We start from the raw sequence: 14,504 nt of genomic DNA, 5'->3' as shown, positions 1-14,504 counted from the left end.
TTGCCCCGGCCGGGGCCTCGGCCGCAGAATACGAGGCTTTCCGGCCCCCATCCGGTGCCGGCGTTCTCCAGCGGAGCTTCCCCCAATGCGTACCCACTTCTGCGGCCTGGTCGACGAGACCCTGATTGGCCAGACTGTCACCCTCGCCGGTTGGACCGACGTGGCCCGTAACCAGGGCGGCGTCTGCTTCATCGATCTCCGCGATCATGAAGGCATCGTGCAGGTGACCGTGGAGGTCGACAACGCCGAAGTGTTCGCCGTGGCGGCTTCGCTGGGCTACGAGGACGTGCTGCAGGTGGAGGGCGTCGTGCGCGCCCGCCACGCGGTGAACGACAAGATGCGCACCGGCAAGGTGGAAGTGATCGCCACTGCCATCACTGTGCTGAACAAGGCTGCGCCCCTGCCGTTCCACGCCCACGAGAACCCGGGCGAGGAAACCCGCCTGAAGTACCGCTACCTGGACCTGCGCCGTCCGGAAATGCAGCGCATGCAGCGCACCCGCATCAAGCTGGTGCAGGCCCTGCGCCGCCACCTGGACGAGAAGGGCTTCCAGGACATCGAGACCCCGATCCTGACCAAGGCCACCCCGGAAGGCGCGCGCGACTTCCTGGTGCCGGCGCGCATGCACCCGGGCGAGTTCTACGCCCTGCCGCAGAGCCCGCAGCTGTTCAAGCAGATCCTGATGGTGGCCGGCTTCGACCGTTACTACCAGATCGCGCGCTGCTTCCGCGACGAAGCGCTGCGTGCCGACCGCCAGCTGGAATTCACCCAGCTGGACATGGAATTCGCCTTCGTGCGCGAGCGCGACGTACAGGACTTCGTCGAAGACATGATCCGCGCCATCTTCAAGGAAGTGGTCGACGTCCAGCTGGATGCCAGCTTCCCGCGCATGACCTGGGCCGAGGCGATGCGTCGCTACGGTTCGGACAAGCCGGACCTGCGCATCGCGCTGGAGCTGGTCGACGTGGCTGAACTGGTCAAGGACAGCGAGTTTGCAGTGTTCACCGGCCCAGCCAACGATGCCGAAGGCCGCGTCGCCGCGCTGCGCATCCCGGGCGGTGCAGCGCTGAGCCGCAAGCAGATCGACGAGTACGCCGCGCACGCTGCCAAGTACGGCGCCAAGGGCCTGGCCTACATCAAGATCGCCGACAACGGCGAGGTCAGCTCGCCGATCCAGAAGTTCTTCAGCGAGGCCTCCTTCGCTGCGCTGGTCGCCCATGTTGGCGCCGGCAACGGCGACATCGTGTTCTTCGGTGCCGGTGGTTACAACAAGGTCTCCGACTTCATGGGCGCGCTGCGCCTGAAGGCCGGCAAGGACTTCGGCCTGGTCGCCGATGGCTGGGCGCCGCTGTGGGTCACCGACTTCCCGATGTTCGAATGGGACGAGGAAGAACAGCGCTACGTCGCGCTGCATCACCCCTTCACCGCACCGGCCGTGGATGACATCGCCGATCTGCGCGCCAACGCCCGTACCGCCGTCTCGCGCGGTTACGACATGGTGCTCAACGGCAATGAAATCGGCGGCGGTTCGATCCGTATCCACCGTCCGGACATGCAGAGCGCAGTGTTCGAGCTGCTCGGCATCGGTGCCGAAGAAGCCCGTGCCAAGTTCGGCTTCCTGCTCGACGCGCTGAACTACGGCGCGCCGCCGCACGGTGGCATCGCCTTCGGCATCGACCGCATCGCCGCGCTGATGGCCGGCACCGAGTCGATCCGCGACGTCATCCCGTTCCCGAAGACCACCGGTGCACAGGATCTGATGACCGACGCGCCGTCGCCGATCGTCGACGCGCAGCTGGCCGAAGTGCACATCCAGGTTCGCCCCAAGACCAACTGATCAGGAGATCCAGGCAATGACCGAGTTTGCGTTTTCGCTGGAGTGGGAAAAGCTGGGCAATGAAGGCTCCGAGGCCAACCTGGTCACCGAGCGTGCACGCGTGTTCGGTGGTTGGCTGGTCCGCGTTGGTACCAGCCCGGCGGCGATGGCCCTGACCTTCGTCGCCGACGGCGAAGGCCGTTGGGACGGTGAAGACTTCGGCGTCGAGGATTACGAGGACGACGAAGAGGAAGAGTACGAAGAGGACGAGGAAGGCGAGGAAGAAGAGGACGAGGACGAAGAGGAGTACGAGGAAGAGGACGAGGAAGAAGAGGAGTCGCCTGAAAAGGCTTGACCCCCGCTTCGCCCTGGCGTCAACTTCCTGCATGTATTCGATCCGCCGCGCCACTGTGGACGATGCGCCGACCCTGTCGGCGCTGGCCGCCCGCACATTCACCGAAACCTTCGGCCATCTGTACCCGCCGCAGGACCTGCAGGCCTTCCTGGAGGAGGCCTACACGGTCGAGCGCCAGCGCGTGATCCTGGCCCACCCCGATTACGCGGTGTGGCTGCTGGAACTGGATGGGGAAGCGGTCGGCCATGCCGCCGCCGGCCCCTGTGGCCTGCCGCATCCGGATGTGAAACCCGGTGACGGCGAACTCAAGCGCCTGTACCTGATCAAGACGCAGCAGAGCTGCGGCTGGGGCAGCCGCCTGCTGGAAACCGCGCTGGCCTGGCTGGAGCGCGAAGGCCCGCGCACGCTGTGGCTGGGCGTGTGGTCGGAGAACTTCGGCGCGCAACGCTTCTACGCCCGCTATGGTTTCGAGAAGGCCGGCGAGTACCTGTTCCCGGTTGGCGATACCAACGATCTTGAATTCATCCTGCGCCGCGCACCGCGCGCGGCCTGACGTTCACCGCCGCTTGCTGCGCGCGCGTGTTCAATCACCTCACGTTCCTGCCCCGCTGACCGCCAGGCTGTTTGCATGACTCCCCCCGTATTGCTGCTGCATGGCATCTGGAATGCCCGCGCCTGGGTCGGGCCGCTGGCCTGGCGCCTGCGCGCGCGTGGTTTCCAGGTACATGCGTTCGGTTACTCCTCGGTGTTCGGTGGTCCCGACGTGGCGGTGCCCCAGCTGCTGGAACGGTTGGCCGACGCCGGGCCGTTGTCGCTGGTCGGCCACAGCCTGGGCGGGTTGCTGGCGCTGGAAGCGCTGCGGCGCAATCCGCAGCTGCCGGTGCAGCGGGTGGTCTGCCTGGGTTCACCGCTGCGCGGCAGTGGCACCGCACGCTCGTTGTCCGAGCACGGCTGGGGCCTGGCGCTGGGACGCAGCAGCGAGCTGCTGCTCGATGGCCTGCCGGACTGGCAGGGCAGGGCCGAGGTTGGCCTGATCGCCGGCTCGGTGCCGCATGGGCTGGGCAGCCTGCTGGGTGCCATCGATGACGCCTCCGATGGCACCGTGGCACTGGCCGAGACCCGGCTGCCGGGCCTGGCCGACCATTGCGTGGTCCGCACCAGCCACAGCGGCCTGGTGGTGTCGCCCGACGCCGCGCGGCAGACCGCGCATTTCCTGCGTCATGGCAAGTTCGACCACAGCCGCGACGCGGCGGCGGCCTAGGGGCAGGGAGCCAGGGCCGCCCTGTAGAGCCGGGCCAATGCTCGGCTGCATTCCGTCGGGCCCATGGAGCCGAGCATGGGCTCGGCTCTACAACAATACGGGCCTAGACACGGTTGCAGCGCCCGATCAGGTAGAATCCGCGCCTTGATCCTGAAGCAGCCAGACGGTAGCACCCATGGGTAGAGGCCCCTCCATCGAAGCCCGCAAGAACGCGTCCGACGCGAAGCGCGGCAAGATTTTCACCAAGATCATCCGCGAGATCGGCGTTGCCGCGCGCGGCGGTGGAGGCGACCCCAACAACAATCCGCGCCTGCGCGTGGCCGTGGACAAGGGCCTGGCCGTGAACATGTCCAAGGACGTGATCGAGCGTGCCATCAAGAAGGCGACCGGTGAGCTGGAAGGCGTCGACTACGAGGAAGTCCGCTACGAGGGCTACGCCCCGGGTGGCGTGGCCGTGATCGTCGACTGCCTGACCGACAATCGCGTGCGCACTGTGGCCGACGTCCGCCATGCGTTCAGCAAGTGCGGTGGCAACATGGGCACCGAGGGCTCGGTGGCCTTCATGTTCAAGCGCCTGGGCGTGCTCAGCTTCGCCGCAGGGGCCGACGAGGAAGCCATCACCGAAGCGGCCATTGAGGCCGGTGCCGATGACATCGTGGTCTACCCCGATGACGGCTCGATCGATGTGGTCACCAGCCCTGACGCGTTCAACGCGGTGAAGGATGCGATGGCCGCCGCCGGCCATGTCGCCGACCACGCCGAGATCACCTTCCGCGCGGACAACGACATCAAGGTTGAAGGCGACGTCGCCCTGCAGGTCAAGAAGCTGCTGGACATGCTCGAAGACCTGGACGACGTGCAGGACGTGTATTCCAACGCCGAACTCGGCGCCGACGCCTACGCCTGAGCCGTCTTCGACGGCCTGGGCGCGGGCCGTTGAACGGTCACCGCGGACAGTCATGAGCCCCTACGCCTGCCAGCGCATCCCGTTCCGCCCCGCCAGGAGTGCAGCATGACCCGCATCCTCGGCATCGACCCCGGTTCGCAGCGGACCGGGGTCGGCATCATCGATGTCGATGCCGCCGGCCGCGTCACCTACGTGCACCACCAGCCACTGGTGCTGCTGGGCGCCGACGACTTCCCGCAGCGCATGAAGCTGCTGGTTCTGGGCCTGGCCGACCTGTGCCGCGAGTACCAGCCGCAGGAAGTGGCCATTGAAAAGGTGTTCATGGCCCGTAATCCCGATTCGGCGCTGAAGCTGGGCCAGGCCCGGGGCGCGGCGATCTCGGCCGTGGTGCTGCGCGACCTGCCGGTGCACGAATACGCCGCCAGCGAGATCAAGCTCGCCGTGGTTGGCCGTGGTGGCGCCGAAAAGCAACAGGTTCAACACATGGTCGGGCTCATGCTCAACCTGAAAACCAAGCTGCAGGCCGACGCGGCCGACGCGTTGGCGGTGGCGATCACCCATGCCCACGTACGGGCAACGGCCAACCGCCTGGGGCTCAGTGCCCGCCAGGCGTGGGGCCGCAAATGAGGAGCTGCACGCAATGATCGGTCGACTGCGCGGCATCGTCGCCTACAAGGCGCCGCCGTGGCTGGTGGTGGACGTGAACGGGGTGGGCTACGAACTGGAGGCGCCGATGAGCACCTTCTACGACCTGCCCGAGCTCGGCCGCGAGGTCACGCTGTACACCCACTACGCGCAGAAGGAAGACAGCGTTTCGCTGTACGGCTTCCTGCGCGAGGGGGAGCGGCGCCTGTTCCGCGACGTGCAGAAGGTCAGTGGCATTGGCGCGAAGATCGCGCTGGCGGTGCTGTCCGGCGTTTCCGTCGAGGAGTTCGCGCGCATGGTCCAGGCCGGTGACATCACCGCGCTGACCCGCATTCCCGGCATCGGCAAGAAGACTGCCGAGCGCATGGTGCTGGAACTGCGTGACCGTGCCGCCCAGTTCGGTGCCGGCGGCGCGCTGCCCACCGGCAGCGGCCCGGCCCCGGCCGACCCGCTGTCCGATGCCACCGTGGCCCTGCAGCAGCTGGGCTACAAGCCGGCCGAAGCGGCACGCATGGCCCGCGACGCCTTCAATGAAGGCGACGAAGTGGCCACCGTGATCCGCAAGGCGCTGCAGTCGGCGCTGCGCTGAGCCGCGTCCCTTTCCTTCAACGAACCGCCTGAGCGTCGCCAGGAGTCCCATGTCAAGCAGTCAAACCCCGCACGCAGCTGCCCCCGGCAGCCACGGTCACGCCCCTCCAGCAGGAGGCATGGCGCTGATCATCGGTGCGATCGGCGTGGTGTTCGGCGATATCGGTACCAGCCCGCTGTACACGCTGAAGGAGGCGTTCTCGCCACACTACGGGCTCAACAGCGACCACGACACCGTGCTGGGCGTGCTGTCGCTGGCGTTCTGGGCGCTGAACATCGTGGTCACGCTGAAGTACGTGACCATCATCATGCGCGCCGACAACGACGGCGAGGGCGGCATCATGGCGCTGATGGCGTTGACCCAGCGCACGCTGCGCAACGGCTCGCGCTCGGCCTACGTGGTCGGCATCCTCGGCATTTTCGGTGCCTCGCTGTTCTTCGGCGACGGCGTGATCACCCCGGCGATATCGGTGCTGGGTGCGGTGGAGGGCCTGGAGGTGGCCGCGCCGGGCCTGCATGCCTTCATCGTGCCGATCACGGTGGTGGTGCTGTTGATGGTGTTTGCGGCGCAGCGCTTCGGTACCGAGAAGATCGGCAAGGCCTTCGGCCCCATCACCTCGGTCTGGTTCATCTCGCTGGCGGCGATCGGCATCTACAACATCGTCGATGCGCCGGAAGTGCTCAAGGCGTTCAACCCCTGGTGGGCGATCCGCTTCTTCATGGAGCACAGCTGGCATGGGATCTTCATCCTCGGCGCAGTGGTGCTGGCGGTGACCGGTGGCGAGGCGCTTTACGCCGACATGGGCCACTTCGGCGCCAAACCGATCCGCCACGCCTGGTATTTCTTCGTGCTGCCGTGCCTGGTGCTGAACTACCTGGGGCAGGGCGCACTGGTGCTCAACCACCCCGAGGCGCTGAAAAACCCGTTCTTCGAGGCGGTGCCGCCGTGGGCGCTGTACCCGATGATCATCCTGGCCACCATGGCGGCGGTGATTGCCTCGCAGTCGGTCATCACCGGTGCGTTCTCGGTCTCGCGCCAGGCGATGCAGCTGGGTTACATCCCGCGCATGCGCATCAAGCACACCTCGCACGACACCATCGGCCAGATCTACATCCCAGGCATCAACTGGGGCATCGCGGTAATGGTGATCGGCCTGGTGCTGGCCTTCCGCAGCTCGTCCAACCTGGCAGTGGCCTACGGCATCTCGGTGTCGGCCACCATGCTGATCGACACCCTGCTGCTGGCCCTGGTGGCCCGGTCGCTGTGGCCGAAGGCGCGCAAGTGGATCCTGCCGCTGTGCGTGGTGTTCTTCATCATCGACCTCGGCTTCGTCATCGCCAATGGTGCCAAGCTGCTTCAGGGCGCCTGGTTCCCGGTGGTACTGGGCATCTTCCTGTTCACCATGATGCGGACCTGGCGCCGTGGCCGCGAGCTGCTGCGCGATGAGATCCGCAAGGACGGCATCCGCCTCGATACCTTCCTGCCTGGGCTGATGCTGGCACCGCCGGTGCGCGTGCCGGGCACTGCAGTGTTCCTCACCGCCGACCCGACCGTGGCCCCGCATGCGCTGATGCACAACCTCAAGCACAACAAGGTGCTGCACGAGCGCAACGTGTTCCTGCACGTGGAGACCCTGCCGATCCCGTATGCGATGGAGGGGCAGCGGCTGAAGATCGAATCGGTGGGCGACGAGTTCTACCGCGTCTACGTGCGCTTCGGCTTCATGGAGACCCCGGACGTGCCACTGGCGCTGATGCGCTCGTGTGACCACGGTGGCATCTACTTCGACCCGATGGACACCACCTTCTTCGCCAGCCGCGAAACCATCGTGGCCACGGCCAACCGCGGCATGCCGATCTGGCGCGACAAGCTGTTCGCGCTGATGCACCGGAATGCCGCGCCGGCCACGGGCTTCTTCCGTATTCCCGGCAACCGCCTGGTCGAACTCGGGGCCCAGGTCGAGATCTGAGGTCTGGTAGTGCCGGCCGCTGGCGGGCATCCGCCGCACCACCGGTGTTCATGGGGTTGCCGGCCAGCGGCCGGCACTACCGTGCTTCCGGCCCCGGAATGCAACTATTTACCGCATAATCACGGCATGACCGACGACCGCATCATCGGCGCCGGCGCCACCCGCGAGGATGACGCCGCCGACGCCAGCATCCGCCCCAAGCGCCTGGCCGACTATCTCGGCCAGGCCCCGGTGCGCGAGCAGATGGAGATCTACATCGAAGCGGCCAAGGGGCGTGGCGACGCGCTCGACCACGTGCTGATCTTCGGGCCGCCCGGCCTGGGCAAGACCACGCTCAGCCACGTCATCGCCAACGAACTGGGCGTGGCCCTGCGGGTGACCTCCGGCCCGGTGATCGAGAAGGCCGGCGACCTCGCCGCACTGCTGACCAACCTGCAGCCGCACGACGTGCTGTTCGTGGACGAGATCCACCGCCTGTCGCCGGTGGTCGAGGAAGTGCTGTACCCGGCGATGGAAGACTTCCAGATCGACATCATGATCGGTGAGGGCCCCGCGGCCCGTTCGATCAAGATCGACCTGCCGCCGTTCACCCTGATCGGTGCCACCACCCGCGCCGGCCTGCTGACCGCGCCGCTGCGCGACCGCTTCGGCATCGTCCAGCGCCTGGAGTTCTACAGCGTCGAAGAGCTGACCCGGATCGTGCGCCGCTCGGCCACCATCCTCGGCATCGACTGCACCGCCGATGGCGCCGGCGAGATCGCGCGCCGCGCGCGCGGCACCCCGCGTATCGCCAACCGCCTGCTGCGCCGCGTGCGCGATTATGCGCAGGTGAAGGCGGGCGGCCACATCGACGAGGCCGTGGCACAGGCCGCGATGAAAATGCTCAAGGTTGATCCGGAGGGCTTCGACGAGCTCGACCGGCGCCTGCTCAAGACCCTGGTCGACTACTTCGACGGCGGCCCGGTCGGCATCGAATCGCTGGCCGCGGCGCTGTCCGAAGAGCGCGGCACGCTGGAAGACGTGGTCGAGCCGTACCTGATCCAGCAGGGCTTCCTGGTGCGCACCGCGCGCGGCCGCATGGCCACCCACAAGGCCTACCGGCACATGGGCCTGAAGCCGAAGAACCCGCCGCAGGACCTGTTCGCGGAGGTTCCCGATGTCGGTTGAGCCACTATTCAGTTGGCCGACACGCATTTACTGGGAAGATACCGACGCAGGCGGCGTGGTCTACCACGCCCGCTACGTCGCCTTCATGGAACGGGCACGGACCGAATGGATGCGTGCGCTCGGCTACGGCCAGGAGCGCATGCGCGCCGAGCACGGGATGGTCTTCGCAGTGCGTTCGATGCAGATGGATTTCATCAGGCCGGCACGGCTGGATGACACCCTGCAGGTGAGCGCCCGCTTGGTCCAGCTGAAGAAGGCCAGCATGGTCTTCGACCAGCAGATCCTGCGCGACGGCGAGCTGCTGCTGTCGGCCCAGGTCCGCATCGCCGCACTGGAAGCGGCCAGTTTCCGCCCGCGTGGCATGGACGAGGCCGTCCTTGCCATGCTGCAACCCCACCTCCACCCCGAATCCGAACACTGAGGAACAACGGATGATCGCAACGCTCCTGGCCCTGCAGGCCACGGTCACCGAGGCACTGCCGGCCGACGTCAGCAACGCCGCGACACAGACCCTTGCCCAGGCCACCACCGGCGGCGGCATCAACTACCTCGAGCTGATGGCCAAGGCCAGCCTGCCGGTGAAGATCATCGTGCTGCTGCTGCTGGTCGGCTCGTTCGTCAGCTGGGTGATCATTTTCCGCAAGGCCCGCGTGTTCAAGCAGGCCACCCGCGAAGCCGACGAGTTCGAGAACCGCTTCTGGTCCGGCGCCGACCTGGGCAAGCTGTACAGCGCCGCCACCGACCGCAGCCGCAGCGTGACCGGCCTGGAAGCCATCTTCGAAGCCGGTTTCCGTGAGTACACCCGCCTGCGCGACAAGCGCCGCCTGGATGGCCGTGCGCAGCTGGAAGGCGCGCAGCGCGCCATGCGCACCACCTACACCCGCGAAGTGGACCAGCTTGAGCGCAACCTGGAACTGCTGGCCAACATCGGTTCGACTGCCCCGTACGTGGGCCTGGTCGGTACCGTGTTCGGCATCATGGTGACCATGCACGACATGATCAGCAGCGGTGCGCAGGCCGGTATCGCCGCCGTCGCGCCAGGCATCTCCGAAGCCCTGTTCGCCACCGCCATCGGCCTGTTCGTGGCGATCCCGGCGGTGTGGGCCTACAACCGCTTCACCACCCGCGTGGAGCGCATGTCGGTGCGGTTCGAGACCTTTGCCGAAGAGTTCAGCTCCATCCTGCAGCGCCAGAGCGCTGGCGACGAGTAAGCGCCTGACCCGGGAGTCCAAGCCATGTCCGCTGCCATCGGTCGCCGCAAGCGCCGCAAGCTGAAATCGGAAATCAACGTCGTTCCCTACATCGACGTCATGCTGGTGCTGCTGATCATCTTCATGGTCACCGCGCCGCTGCTCACCCTGAGCTTCGACGTCGACCTGCCGCAATCCAACGCCAAGGCGCTGGAAAGCAAGCAGGACCCGGTGATCGTCTCGGTGCGCCAGGACGGCCAGCTCAGCCTGAAGCTGCCCGATGCCAAGGAACCGACCGCCGTGTCGGCCGAGGAACTGGAAGGCCGCCTGGCAGGCATCGCCGCCCAGGACAAGGGCGTGCGCGTGATCGTCGCCGCCGACCGCGCCGTGGCCTATGAAAAGGTCATCGCCGCGATGGATGTGATCAAGCGCGCCAAGGTAGACAAGGTAGGCCTGGCCACCGATGCACGCTGACGCCCTGCCACCTCCACAGCAGCGCGAACCCGGCTGGGGCCTGCCCTTGGCGCTGGCGTTGCTGGTGCACCTGCTGGTCGCGCTGGTCTTCATCGTGGCCTGGTTCTGGTCGCCCGAGCGCAACACCGACGCCGCCGCCGGTGATCCGTCGGTGGAGGCCAGCCTGGCCCTGTCCGCGTCCGAGGCGTCCGCCGCCCGCCAGGCCCTGCGCCAGTCCGAAAAGCTGGAGGACCTGCCGCCGCCGGTGGCCGAGCCGGTTCCGGTGCCGGAAGACACCATTCCGCCGCCACAGCCGATTCCCGAGCCGCGCCCACAGGACGCCCCCACGCCGCAGCAGCAACAGGCACAGGAGCGCGTCGCGCAGCCGGATACCAAGGACCAGGAAGCAGTGAGCGCGCTGGCCATCTCGCAGGAGAAGGCGAAACAGGAGCAGGAAGCCAAGCGCCGCCAGGAGCAGATCGACCTGACCGAACGCAAGCGCCAGGAAGAGGCCGAGCAGAAGCTGCGCCTGGCCAAGCAGCAGGAAGAAGACGCGAAGAAGAAGCTGGCCGATCAGGCGCGTCAGGCCGCGGACAAGGCCGAGGCCGAGAAGCAGAAGAAGATCGCCGAGATCCGTGCCCGTCGTGAGCAGGCCGAGAAGGAAGCCAAGCTGGCCGAGCAGAAGCTGCGCCAGGTGGCTGCTGCGCGCCATGCCGCCGGCAGTGCCGCAGCCGGTTCCAGCGGTGCGTCCCAGCCAGCTGCCGGTGGTGGTGGCAACAGCGATGATCTTTCGGCCAAGTACGCCGCGGCGATCCAGGCCAAGGTGCTGTCGCAGTGGGTGCGGCCGGACACGGTGCCGCTGGGCCAGCGCTGCCAGATCACCATCACCCAGATTCCGGGTGGCACGGTGATGCAGGCCAAGGTCAGCCCGAACTGCCCGTACGACGAGGCCGGCAAGCGTTCGATCGAGGCCGCCGTGCTCAACGCGCAGCCCCTGCCGTACCGTGGCTTCGAGTCGGTGTTCGCACGCACGCTCAACTTCACTTTTACTGCCCAGGATCGCTGAGGCGGGCAGGGCAGGGGGGGGCTCGGGCCACTCCTGCCCACGGTTGTCGCGCTTGCCTCTGGTGTGCTCGGTTTCGACCGGGCAGGCTGTGGGCTGCTGTCGAACGCCGTCCTCCGGGGCGGCGTGACCAGGGCAGACGGTGCGATGTTAGCCACGACGTTAACGGTGCGTGAGAAGACGGGCTGGAACTGACCCGGAATTCACGTACCCTTGGTTCATGATTGCGAAGCGGTTCACTCCCGCTTTGTTATCCCTCGTTCCGGTTTCCCCTTATTGAGCGCTCCATGAAAAAGATGCCTCGCTGGCTTGCCGTGTTTGCGGCCCTGTTGCTGCCCTTTGCTGCCGTCGCGCAGCAGAAGGGGCTGGATATCGACATCATCGGCGGCAATGCCTCCGCGCTGCCGATCACCATCGTGCCGATGCCCTATCAGGGTTCGTCGGCCGCTCCGCAGACCGACGTCGCCGGCGTGGTCCGTGCCGATCTGGAGCGTTCGGGCCAGTTCCGCACGCTGCCGGAAGCGCAGATCGTCGAGAAGCCCGTGCGGGGAGGGGATATCCAGTTCGCGACCTGGCGCGCGCTGAAGCAGAACTACATCGTGGTCGGCCGCGTGCTTGATGCCGGTGCCGGTGCCTACCGCGTCGAGTACGAACTGTTCGACGTGCCCAAGGGCGAGCGCCTGCTGGGCCTGGCGATGACCGCCCGTGGCAATGCCATGCGCGACGTTGCCCACCAGATGGCCGACGCCATCTACGAAAAGATCACCGGTGTGCGCGGCGCCTTCTGGACCCGCATCGCCTACGTGACCGCCAGTGGCAAGGGCGACGCCATGCGCTACGCGCTGATGGTGGCCGATTCCGATGGCTTCAACCCGCAGACCATCGTGCGCTCGGCCGAGCCGCTGCTGTCGCCGTCGTGGAGTCCGGATGGCAGCAAGCTGGCCTACGTCAGCTTCGAGCGTGGCAATTCGGCCATCTACATCCAGAACATCGGTACCGGTGCGCGCGAGCTGGTCACCAGCTTCCGCGGCATCAACAGCGCCCCGGCGTTCTCGCCGGACGGCCGCAAGCTGGCCCTGACCCTGTCTCGCTCCGGTAACCCGGAAATCTACGTGATGGACCTGGGCAGCAAGCAGCTGACCCAGCTGACCAACCACTTCGCCATCGATACCGAGCCGACCTGGGCACCGGACGGCAGCGCGGTGTACTTCACCTCCGATCGCGGCGGCCGTCCGCAGGTCTACAAGGTCGGTGCCGGCGGCGGCAGCGCCGAGCGCGTCACCTTCCAGGGCAACTACAATGCCAAGCCGTCGGTGTCCTACGATGGCAAGAAGATCGCCGTCGCCCAGGGCTCGGGCAACAGCTACAAGATCGCGATGATGGACAGCTCGCTGGGCTCGCCGCGCTGGAGCACGCTGTCCCCGGGTTCGCTGGATGAATCGCCGAGCTTTGCGCCCAACGCAAGCATGGTGCTGTACGCCGCCCGCGAAGGTGGCCGTGGTGTGTTGTATGCCGTTTCGGCCGATGCGCGGGTTCGCCAGCGCCTGGTCCTGGCTGACGGTGATGTGCGCGAACCGGCATGGTCCCCATACCGTACCCAGCGCTAAAAGAGTGTTAATATTTTCGTTGTCTTGAACCCCTCATCGGCTTAGGAGCCACAAAGGTATCGCCATGAACAAGTCCACCCGCGTTCTGCTTGTTTCCCTGCTGTCTGTGGCCGTCCTGGCCGGTTGCTCGAAGAAGGTGAAGGAAGAGCCGGCAGCCCCGGTCGACACCGGCACCTCGACCACCACCCCGACCGGTCCGTCGACCTCCGGCCTGTACGGCCCGGGCGACCTGGACACCGACGCTTGCCTGCGCCAGCGCGTGGTCTACTTCGACCTGGACAAGGAAGACGTGAAGCCGGAATTCCAGGCCATCATGGCGTGCCACGCCAAGTACCTGCGTGACCGTCCGTCCTCGCGCATCACCCTGCAGGGCCACACCGACGAGCGCGGTTCGCGCGCGTACAACCAGGCCCTGGGCGAGCGTCGTGGCAACGGCGTCAGCTCGGCCCTGCAGGCCAACGGTGGTTCGGCTTCGCAGCTGACCGTCGTGTCCTACGGTGAAGAGCGTCCGGTCTGCACCGAGTCGAACGAGTCGTGCTGGTCGCAGAACCGTCGCGTCGAAATCGTCTACACCGCGCAGTAATCCATGCGCATTGGCATCAAACTGATGCTGGTCGTTGCGGCAGCCCTCGTGGCTGCCGCACCGGCGCACGCACAGCGACAGAGCCTGGCTGACCGTGTCGGCGCGCTCGAGCAGCAGATGTACAACAACAGTGCCAACCAGGACCTGTTGAACCAGATCAATCAGCTGCGGCAGCAGGTCACCAGCCTGCAGGCCTCGATCGAGCAGTTGCAGCATGACAACGCCCAGCTCAAGCAGTCCGCCCAGGACCAGTACCTGGATCTGGACAGCCGCCTGAACCGGTTGGAAGGGGGCAACGCCGCCCCGGCCCTGCCGCCCGTTCCGGCGAGCGCGCCGAAGGCCGCACCGGCCCCGGCAAAACCGGCAGCGGCGGCCACTTCCGAGCGGCCGCCTTCCGTCCATGGTGATGCTGGCAGCCTTGCCGCCACCGGCGACGAGCGCACCTCCTACAACGTTGCCTTCGATGCGTTGAAGGCCGGCAGGTACGACGATTCGGCGCAGCTGTTCCTGAGCTTCCTGGAGTTGTACCCGAACGGCGTCTACGCGCCGAACGCGCTGTACTGGCTGGGCGAGAGCTACTACGCCACCCGCAATTTCCCGATGGCCGAGACCCAGTTCCGAGAGCTGCTCTCGCGCTATCCGACCCACGACAAGGCCGCGGGCGGCCTGCTCAAGATCGGCCTGTCGCAGTACGGCGAGGGAAAGGTCGACCAGGCCCAGCAGACGCTGGAGACCGTCGTGGCGCAGTACCCCGGCTCGGATGCCGCGCGCACCGCGCAGGACCGTCTGCAGTCCATCCGCCTGGGCAAGCAGATCCGCTGACCGGGCGTACAATACGCACCGTGGCGCTGGGCTGATGCCCGGCAGCCTCCTGTAGAGCCGAGCCCATGCTCGGCTGC

The 14,504-nt window shown here is 66.7% G+C and carries 16 protein-coding genes; all 16 read left to right on the top strand.

The genetic code is table 11. The features are described from left to right. Positions 1-85 precede the first annotated feature (85 nt). Positions 86-1,837 (top strand): aspartate--tRNA ligase, encoded by a 1,752-nt coding sequence (gene aspS, locus PEM_RS13255; RefSeq protein ID WP_049415340.1) that lies wholly within the window; start codon positions 86-88, stop codon positions 1,835-1,837. A gap of 16 nt (positions 1,838-1,853) precedes the next feature. After that, positions 1,854-2,171 carry a DNA primase gene (locus PEM_RS13250; RefSeq protein WP_065178902.1) on the top strand — a complete coding sequence of 106 codons (318 nt, stop codon included), beginning with the start codon at positions 1,854-1,856 and terminating at the stop codon, positions 2,169-2,171. Positions 2,172-2,202: 31 nt separating this feature from the next. After that, positions 2,203-2,724 carry a GNAT family N-acetyltransferase gene (locus PEM_RS13245; protein ID WP_049415346.1) on the top strand — a complete coding sequence of 174 codons (522 nt, stop codon included), beginning with the start codon at positions 2,203-2,205 and terminating at the stop codon, positions 2,722-2,724. A gap of 75 nt (positions 2,725-2,799) precedes the next feature. After that, on the top strand, positions 2,800-3,432 hold the full coding sequence (locus tag PEM_RS13240; protein WP_032954421.1) for an alpha/beta fold hydrolase: 633 nt from the start codon (positions 2,800-2,802) through the stop codon (positions 3,430-3,432). Positions 3,433-3,607: 175 nt separating this feature from the next. Continuing rightward, positions 3,608-4,339, top strand: coding sequence for a YebC/PmpR family DNA-binding transcriptional regulator (locus PEM_RS13235; RefSeq protein ID WP_005418519.1), 732 nt, complete (start codon positions 3,608-3,610; stop codon positions 4,337-4,339). Positions 4,340-4,444: 105 nt separating this feature from the next. Continuing rightward, positions 4,445-4,966, top strand: coding sequence for a crossover junction endodeoxyribonuclease RuvC (ruvC, locus tag PEM_RS13230; protein WP_005418518.1), 522 nt, complete (start codon positions 4,445-4,447; stop codon positions 4,964-4,966). Between the two features lie 13 nt (positions 4,967-4,979). Beyond that, entirely contained in the window at positions 4,980-5,573 is a 594-nt protein-coding gene (gene ruvA, locus PEM_RS13225) for a Holliday junction branch migration protein RuvA (protein ID WP_005418517.1), read from the top strand. Positions 5,574-5,622: 49 nt separating this feature from the next. Continuing rightward, the gene (locus PEM_RS13220) at positions 5,623-7,542 is read left to right on the top strand and encodes a potassium transporter Kup (RefSeq protein WP_032954420.1); all 1,920 of its coding nucleotides are present in this window, start codon (positions 5,623-5,625) and stop codon (positions 7,540-7,542) included. A 126-nt stretch (positions 7,543-7,668) separates the two neighbouring features. Then, positions 7,669-8,709, top strand: coding sequence for a Holliday junction branch migration DNA helicase RuvB (gene ruvB / locus PEM_RS13215; RefSeq protein WP_005418515.1), 1,041 nt, complete (start codon positions 7,669-7,671; stop codon positions 8,707-8,709). Further along, positions 8,699-9,130 carry a tol-pal system-associated acyl-CoA thioesterase gene (ybgC, locus tag PEM_RS13210; protein ID WP_005418514.1) on the top strand — a complete coding sequence of 144 codons (432 nt, stop codon included), beginning with the start codon at positions 8,699-8,701 and terminating at the stop codon, positions 9,128-9,130. Before ruvB ends, ybgC begins: the two co-directional genes overlap by 11 nt. A 10-nt stretch (positions 9,131-9,140) precedes the next feature. Further along, entirely contained in the window at positions 9,141-9,920 is a 780-nt protein-coding gene (gene tolQ, locus PEM_RS13205) for a protein TolQ (RefSeq protein ID WP_005410752.1), read from the top strand. A gap of 24 nt (positions 9,921-9,944) precedes the next feature. Continuing rightward, positions 9,945-10,373: a protein TolR gene (gene tolR / locus PEM_RS13200; RefSeq protein ID WP_005410751.1), complete on the top strand. Its 429-nt coding sequence runs from the start codon at positions 9,945-9,947 to the stop codon at positions 10,371-10,373. Next, positions 10,363-11,418: a cell envelope integrity protein TolA gene (tolA, locus tag PEM_RS13195; RefSeq protein ID WP_111128215.1), complete on the top strand. Its 1,056-nt coding sequence runs from the start codon at positions 10,363-10,365 to the stop codon at positions 11,416-11,418. Before tolR ends, tolA begins: the two co-directional genes overlap by 11 nt. Positions 11,419-11,702: 284 nt before the next feature. Next, the gene (gene tolB, locus PEM_RS13190) at positions 11,703-13,022 is read left to right on the top strand and encodes a Tol-Pal system beta propeller repeat protein TolB (protein WP_005418511.1); all 1,320 of its coding nucleotides are present in this window, start codon (positions 11,703-11,705) and stop codon (positions 13,020-13,022) included. A 64-nt stretch (positions 13,023-13,086) separates the two neighbouring features. Then, entirely contained in the window at positions 13,087-13,605 is a 519-nt protein-coding gene (pal, locus tag PEM_RS13185) for a peptidoglycan-associated lipoprotein Pal (protein WP_005418510.1), read from the top strand. Between the two features lie 3 nt (positions 13,606-13,608). After that, a complete protein-coding gene (gene ybgF / locus PEM_RS13180; protein ID WP_019660125.1) occupies positions 13,609-14,427 on the top strand; it encodes a tol-pal system protein YbgF in 819 nt (272 codons plus the stop codon). The last annotated feature ends 77 nt before the right edge of the window (positions 14,428-14,504 follow it).

Origin of the sequence: Stenotrophomonas sp. Pemsol (assembly GCF_003586545.1) — a bacterium.
GTDB lineage: Bacteria > Pseudomonadota > Gammaproteobacteria > Xanthomonadales > Xanthomonadaceae > Stenotrophomonas > Stenotrophomonas sepilia.
This window is presented reverse-complemented; position numbering and strand designations above follow the sequence as displayed.